Below are 7271 nucleotides of genomic sequence, written 5' to 3' on the forward strand. Positions count from 1 at the left end.
GAGGAGTAAACCGTGAAAGCAGACATCGGGGTTGTTGGAACGGGCGTCATGGGCGCCTCGCTTGCGCGCAACTTGGCACGCCACGGATACACGGTGGCGATCTATGACGTCGACGTGGAAAAGGCGACGAACGTTGCCCAGGCCTATGCCTCGGACGGAGAGTTCGTCGCCGCCTCGAGCCTGGACGATTTCGTCACCACCTTGGCACAGCCGCGCGTTGCGCTCCTGCTCGTGCCGGCGGGCTTGGCCACGGACGCCGTCATCGATGAGCTCGGGGCGGTTTTCGACGAGGGCGACATCATCGTCGACATGGGCAACTCCCACTTCGCCGATACCAACCGGCGCGAGAAGAAGGTGCGCGCGCTCGGCATGCACTTCGTCGGGTGTGGCACGTCGGGCGGAGAGGAGGGCGCGCTGACCGGGCCCTCCCTCATGCCGGGTGGCTCGGTCGAGTCCTATGAGCGCCTTGGTCCCATGTTCGAGTCGATCGCCGCCAAGCACGACGGCGAACCGTGCTGTATTCACATCGGGCCCGATTCCTCGGGTCACTACGTGAAGATGGTGCATAACGGCATCGAGTACGCGGATATGCAGCTCATTGCCGAGGCCTATCAGCTCATGCGAGACGGCCTCGGCATCGAGCCCGCCGAGATCGCCGAGATCTTCACGCAGTGGAACGAGGGCGAGCTCAACTCCTACCTCATCGAGATCACTGGTGAAGTGCTCGCGCACGTCGATCCCCGCACCGACGGCCCGTTCATCGACATCATCGCGGACGTGGCCGGCCAGAAGGGCACGGGCGCGTGGACGGTTCAGGACGGCGTGGGCTTGCCGGTGCCGATCACCGTGATCGGCGAGGCGACGAGCGCGCGCGGCGTGTCGTCGTCGATCGCGGCTCGCACGTCATCTCAGGAGGTCTTCGACCAGCCCACGAGGGCGATTGAGGTCGAGGTCCGCGATGCGTTCGTCGAGGCGATCTGCCAGGCGCTCTACGCTTCGAAGATCATTGCCTACACCCAGGGCTTCATGCAGATGCAGGCCGCATCGGATCAGTATTCGTGGAACCTCGATCTCGGCGCGATCTCGAAGATTTGGCGGGAGGGCTGCATTATCCGCGCCCAATTCCTTGACCGAATCGCCGAGGTGTACGCCCAGACGGACAAGATTTCGATGCTGGCCGTGACGGACTACTTTGCCGAGGCGCTGACGAACAATGAGAGCGCCTGGCGCGAGGTGGTTGCCAAGGGCATCACCGCTGCGATTCCGATTCCTGCGTTCGCATCCGCGCTGACGTTTTTCGACGCCGTGCGAACGCACAGGCTGCCGACGGCGCTCGTGCAGGCTCAGCGTGACTTCTTCGGTTCGCACACCTACCGCCGCATCGATCGAGAGGGGATCTTCCACACGCTGTGGTCGGAGGACCGCGAGGAGATGAAGCTCGGCTAGCTACGACTGGGCTCTAAATCCTCCGGTGCGGCGCCACGGGCTCCGCTAGGCTCGAGACAGGAGGTACCGATGTCTAGTCGTAAGCCGGCCGTTGCCGGCACGTTTTACCCGGCGAGCGCGTCCCACGTGGATACCGCTCTCGATCGGGCGTTCGCCGGTGCGTCGCAGGTGGCGGCCAGCGACGTCGTCGAATCCGCCCGCGACCAACCCTCCGCGTTGCTCAATATGCGCGATCTCGTGGGCAATCCCGCGCTCAAGGTACTCATCGTGCCGCATGCGGGGTGGATCTTCTCGGGGTCGACGGCGGCCAACGCCTACCGACTCCTCGATGGGCGCGAGGACATCGAGCGGGTGGTGATTCTTGGCCCGGCTCATCGCGTCTGGGTGCCAGGCCTTGCGATGAGCTCCACCTCCGAGTGGGTGACGCCGCTGGGCAACGTTCCGGTGGCTTACCCCGAGGAACTGCGTACCCTGCCGTTTGTGGAGACGAACGATTCGACGCACGCCCAGGAGCATTCCATCGAGGTTCAAATCCCGTTCATCCAGCGAATGCTCGGCGATGTGACGATATCGCCGATTGTTGTTGGCGGCGCTAGCCCACAGCAGGTCGCCCAAGCGCTCGATGCCGTGTGGGGCGGGCCCGAGACGCTCATCGTGATCAGCACCGACCTCTCCCACTACCTCGACTACGCCGCCGCAATTCGCACCGACCGCGAGACGATCGAGGATGTCCTGCAGTTGAGCTCCACGATTGCGTCCGATCGCGCCTGCGGCGCCCATCCGATGAACGGCATGCTGCTCGCGGCCGGCGAGCGCGGTATGGAGATCCGGCTGCTGGCCGCGTGCAACTCGGGCGATACGGCCGGAGAGCTCGACCGGGTGGTGGGTTACGCGGCGTTCGCACTGACTGAACCGCGCCACGCCGAGGGCGGAGAATCATGAGCGGACACACGCAGCATCTTCCAGACAACGCGGGCGACTGGCTGTTGCCGCTCGCCCGCACGGCCATCGCGGGCGTGCTCGGCGCGGATCCGGGGCCGCGCGGCGAGGTGCCCACGCCCGTGCCGGAATGGATGGAATCTCAGGGCGCCACCTTCGTCACACTCACGCAAAACGGCCACTTGCGCGGCTGCATTGGCTCGCTCCTCGCCCATCGCGCCCTCGTGGACGACCTGCGCTATAACGCCGTCGCGAGCGCAACTCAGGACTACCGCTTCCCCACCCTGACGGCCGACGAGCTGGCGCGCACGGACATTGAGGTGTCGGTGCTGAGCGCGCCCACTCCGATCGAATTCTCCACAAGAGCCGAGCTCGAGGAGCAGCTACGCCCCGGCGTCGACGGCCTCATTCTCACCGTCGAATTGCGCCGCGCAACGTTCCTTCCGCAGGTGTGGGAACAGCTTCCAAAGCCCGCGCTCTTCATCGACCAGCTCCTGGCGAAGGCGGGGGTCTCGCCAGATCGGGTGGACTGGGCCTCCGATCGGGTGACGGCCAAGCGCTACACGGTGACGGACTGGGCAGAATGAGCGCGATCCACCGCGAACGGGTACCCGGCGGCGGGGCCGTTGGTCAGTGGTGGCACGAGCTCGACGACGGTCGGATCCAGTGCGATCTGTGCCCGCGGCTGTGCCGGCTCAGGGAGGGCCAGCGCGGGTTCTGTTTCGTTCGCCTGCGTGAAAACGGCAGGATCATCCTCGATACGTACGGCCGCACGTCCGGCTTGGCGATAGATCCGATCGAGAAGAAGCCGCTCTACCACGTTCGCCCCGGCACCACGGTGCTCTCGTTCGGGACGGCCGGGTGTAACCTCGCGTGCAAGTTCTGCCAGAACTGGAATATCTCGAAGTCACGGGAGATCGATGCGCTCCACGTCGCGGCAGAGCCCACGCAGATCGCCGAGATTGCGGTGCGCCACGGGTGCGATTCGGTGGCCTTCACCTACAACGACCCCACCATTTTTGCCGAGTACGCGATCGACTCCGCGATTGCGTGTCACGAGGTGGGGATCCGCGCGATCGCCGTGAGTGCCGGCTATATCAGCCCCGAGCCGCGCGCGCAGATGTACCGGCACATGGACGCCGCCAACATCGACCTCAAAGCCTTTTCCGAAGATTTCTACTGGAAGCTCACCGGCACCCACTTGGCACCCGTGCTGGAGACGATCGCCTACGTCGCTCAAGAAACGGACTGCTTCCTTGAGCTCACCACGCTCGTCATCCCCGAGCACAACGACTCCCCAGATGAGCTGCGCAGGCTCACAGAATGGATTCTTGCCGAGTGCGGGCCAGATACGCCGCTTCACTTCTCGGCATTCCATCCCGACTGGAAGATGCGCGACGTCCCGCGCACTCCCCTATCCACGCTACGCATGGCGCGCGAGATCGCAATGGAGGCCGGACTCAACTACGTCTACCTGGGCAACGTTCGCGAGCCCGAGGCCGCCGCAACCTACTGCCCGGCCTGCTCGGCCGTCGTCGTTGAACGCGACGGGTATCGCACACCCCGGATACACGTCCGCGATGGAGCCTGCCATCGGTGTGGCACGTCCATCGCGGGTGTGTGGTAATTCGGCGCTAGTCCACTTTGCGTACGGCGCCGAACGACGCCGAGGTGGCCATCGACGCGTAGGCTCGCAGCGCCTTGGAGACCGTGCGGTCGCGGTTGGGAACCCACGGCGCCTCGCCCTTGTCAGCGCGGCGGCGTGCGAGTTCCTCATCGGGCACATCGAGGTGAAGCTTGCGCTCTGGCACGTCGATAATGATCGTGTCGCCCTCTTCGACCAGGCCGATCGTGCCGCCCGATGCAGCCTCCGGAGAAATGTGGCCGACCGACAGGCCGGAGGTTCCGCCCGAGAAGCGGCCATCCGTGATCAGCGCGGCCACCTTTCCAAGACCAAGGCCCTTGAGGTACGACGTCGGGTACAGCATTTCCTGCATACCCGGCCCGCCCTTGGGGCCCTCGTAACGGATCACGACGACGTCGCCAGGGTTGACCGACTTCGACAGGATCAGCTCGATCGCCGCATCCTGAGATTCCACGACGCGCGCGGTGCCCTCGAAGTGGAAGAGTTCCTCGTCGATACCGGCTGTCTTGATGACGGAGCCGTCTTCGGCGAGGTTGCCATAGAGCACGCACAGGCCGCCGTCGGCGGTGTAAGCGTTGTCGATGTCGCGGATGCAGCCCTCGGCCGCATCCGTATCGAGCGATTCGTAGCGCTTGTCCTGCGAGAACGCCTGCGTGGTTCGCACCCCGCCCGGCGCCACCGTGTACAGGTCGTATGCCGTCTCGCTCGCCTTGCCGCCGCGCACGTCCCACTCGCCGAGCCACGTCTCAAGCGAGTCGGCGTGGATCGCGTGAACATCGCGCTCGAGGAGGCCGCCGCGGTCGAGCTCGCCGAGAATCGCCGGAATGCCGCCTGCGCGGTGGAAGTCCTCCATGTGGAACTTCACCGAGTTCGGGGCGACCTTGGACAGGTTCGGGGTCTTGCGCGAGAGTGCGTCGATATCGGCGATATCGAAATCAATCTCGCCCTCTTGCGCCGCCGCCAGAATGTGCAACACCGTGTTGGTTGAGCCGCCCATGGCAATATCCATGGTCATGGCGTTGAGGAAGGCCTCGCGGTTGGCGATGTTGCGCGGCAGCACCGACTCGTCGTCGTTCTCGTAGTACCGCTTGGCGAGTTCAACGATCATCTCGCCGGCCTGAACAAACAGGTCCTTGCGACGCGCGGCCGTTGCGAGCGTGGTGCCGTTACCCGGCAGCGAAAGGCCGAGAGCCTCCGTCAGGCAGTTCATCGAATTTGCGGTGAACATGCCCGAGCACGAGCCACACGTGGGGCAGGCGGCCTCTTCGATGGCCAGCAGCTGCGCGTCGGAGACAGCCTCGTTCACTGATTCCGTCATCGCGTCGATGAGGTTGGTGTTGTGGTCGAGCACGCCCTCCACGGCGTTACCCGACTCCATCGGGCCGCCCGAGACGAACACGACCGGGATGTTCAGCCGCATCGCGGCCATGAGCATGCCCGGCGTGATCTTGTCACAGTTCGAGATGCACACGAGGGCATCTGCGCGGTGGGCTTCCACCATGTACTCCACCGAGTCCGCGATGATTTCGCGCGAGGGCAGCGAGTAGAGCATGCCGTCGTGGCCCATGGCAATGCCGTCGTCCACGGCAATCGTGTTGAATTCCTTGCCCACGCCGCCGGCGTCTTCGATCGCCTTAATCACGAGCTGACCCATGTCCTTCAGGTGAACGTGGCCGGGCACAAACTGTGTGAACGAATTCGCCACCGCAATGATCGGCTTCCCGAAGTCCTCCGAAGTCATACCGGTTGCGCGCCATAGCGCGCGAGCACCGGCCATGTTGCGTCCCTGTGTAGACGTCGCTGAACGAAGTTGAGGCATGTCTATCCTTAGATACGAAAAATTGACTTACCTAATTCTAGCGATCTCGGCGCCGGTGGGCCTGTGAGGTTCACCCTGCGAGCACCGCGCGGCGGCAGACGCGACGCCGCTGGGCTACATCACGGCGGGCTACTCGGCACTATGTTTTCCGGCGCGCCACACTAAGCTTCCCGGCGCGCCACACTAAGCTTCCCGGCGCGCCACCCAGCAGTGCACTTGATACGGAAGCCCGACGACGCCGTCGCTCGGCACTCCCAAATGTTCGGCGACGTACCATTCCAGATTGGCGCGCATCCGGCGCCGGCCCTCGTCCGAGTTCGTGATCCACGAGGAGCGGGTGGTACCAAGTTCGTAGAGCTGTGGCACTGTGAGCGGGTCGATCCACACGGCGTGCTGCAGGACGGGCTCGGTGAAGGGGCGTTCCATGTGGCCGTGATGCCCGGGCACGCGCAGGTCCGGTGCGCGATCGGCGCGGTGCACATCGCCCGAGCGCATGATTCGCGAGAGCCTGTGCACCCACGGCTGGCGCACATCCAGCTGGTTAAAGAGGATTGCGACGGTTCCGCCGGGACGTACCACCCGCGCCGCCTCCACGGCCGCCGCTCGCTCATCGAGCCAGTGCCACGACTGCCCGTAGGTCGCCACGTCAACGCTCGAATCCCGTACGGGTAGCGACTCCCCCGATCCATCGAGCAGCCGCTCGGCAGGAAACTGCGGTAGCGCCTGCGCGAACCCAGCCCGCATGTGCGCGGAGGGTTCCACAGCCACCACGTGATCACTTCGTTGCGCGAGCTGCGCCGTGAGCTTGCCGGTGCCGGCTCCGATGTCGAGGACGACGTCGTCGTGATCAATACCCAGCCGGTCAAGAATCGCCGCCGGGTATCCGGGGCGCACGTCGATATACGCGCGGGTGGATTCGCCCGCGGCCGCGAACGGGTTACCGCCGCGCCGCGCCTGGTCATTCACGACGACGTTGGCCTCCTTGGGCGCCGGAGCTAGTGCAGGGCGTCGAGCTTCTCATTCATCTGCGATTCGGACAGCCCGCCCACGTAAATCTCTTGCAGCACGCCATCGCTGTCGATGAAGTAGTGCGCGGGAACGCCCATCGTACGATAGGTCGAGGCGATGTCCGCCGTCGAATCGACGACATGCACGTAGTCTAGGCCCATCCGATCGACATAGCCCTGAACGACGTCGCGTGGCTCGTTAACCCACACGGACACGAGGTTGAACTCATCGCCGCGGGCGTCCTGGACGGCTTGAATATCGGGCGTCTCGGCGCGGCAGGCCGAACACCACGTGGCGTTGAAGATCAGCCACGTCGGCCCATCGAGGCGGTCGAGCACCACGGGGTTGCCATCGATATCCAGCACGCTGAATTCGGGCGCGGGCTGGCCGACCTCGGGCGGCGGCGCATCTCCA

General features: G+C 64.8%; 7 protein-coding genes. 4 read left to right on the forward strand and 3 right to left on the reverse strand.

Annotated elements, in window-relative coordinates; all coding sequences use genetic code 11:
- The first annotated feature begins 12 nt into the window (after positions 1-12).
- From gndA to amrS, 4 genes are all read left to right on the forward strand, one after another.
- Positions 13-1446: an NADP-dependent phosphogluconate dehydrogenase gene (gene gndA / locus ACHFFR_RS08855; protein WP_394263902.1), complete on the forward strand. Its 1434-nt coding sequence runs from the start codon at positions 13-15 to the stop codon at positions 1444-1446.
- Positions 1447-1515: 69 nt separating this feature from the next.
- Positions 1516-2388, forward strand: a complete 873-nt coding sequence (gene amrB, locus ACHFFR_RS08860) for an AmmeMemoRadiSam system protein B (protein WP_394263903.1) — start codon at positions 1516-1518, stop codon at positions 2386-2388.
- Positions 2385-2972 (forward strand): AmmeMemoRadiSam system protein A, encoded by a 588-nt coding sequence (amrA, locus tag ACHFFR_RS08865; protein ID WP_394263904.1) that lies wholly within the window; start codon positions 2385-2387, stop codon positions 2970-2972. Before amrB ends, amrA begins: the two co-directional genes overlap by 4 nt.
- Positions 2969-4012, forward strand: a complete 1044-nt coding sequence (gene amrS, locus ACHFFR_RS08870; protein WP_394263905.1) for an AmmeMemoRadiSam system radical SAM enzyme — start codon at positions 2969-2971, stop codon at positions 4010-4012. Before amrA ends, amrS begins: the two co-directional genes overlap by 4 nt.
- Before the next feature lie 7 nt (positions 4013-4019).
- Here amrS and ilvD read toward each other — a convergent pair whose 3' ends face one another.
- The 3 genes from ilvD to ACHFFR_RS08885 form a co-directional block, all read right to left on the reverse strand.
- Positions 4020-5849 carry a dihydroxy-acid dehydratase gene (gene ilvD / locus ACHFFR_RS08875; protein ID WP_394263906.1) on the reverse strand — a complete coding sequence of 610 codons (1830 nt, stop codon included), beginning with the start codon at positions 5847-5849 and terminating at the stop codon, positions 4020-4022.
- Between the two features lie 183 nt (positions 5850-6032).
- A complete protein-coding gene (locus tag ACHFFR_RS08880) occupies positions 6033-6815 on the reverse strand; it encodes a class I SAM-dependent methyltransferase (RefSeq protein WP_394263907.1) in 783 nt (260 codons plus the stop codon).
- Between the two features lie 29 nt (positions 6816-6844).
- Positions 6845-7271: TlpA family protein disulfide reductase (locus tag ACHFFR_RS08885; RefSeq protein WP_394263908.1), on the reverse strand; the 427-nt coding region annotated here is incomplete at its 5' end.

The organism is Trueperella sp. (assembly GCF_043424875.1).
In the GTDB taxonomy this organism is placed as follows: domain Bacteria; phylum Actinomycetota; class Actinomycetes; order Actinomycetales; family Actinomycetaceae; genus Trueperella.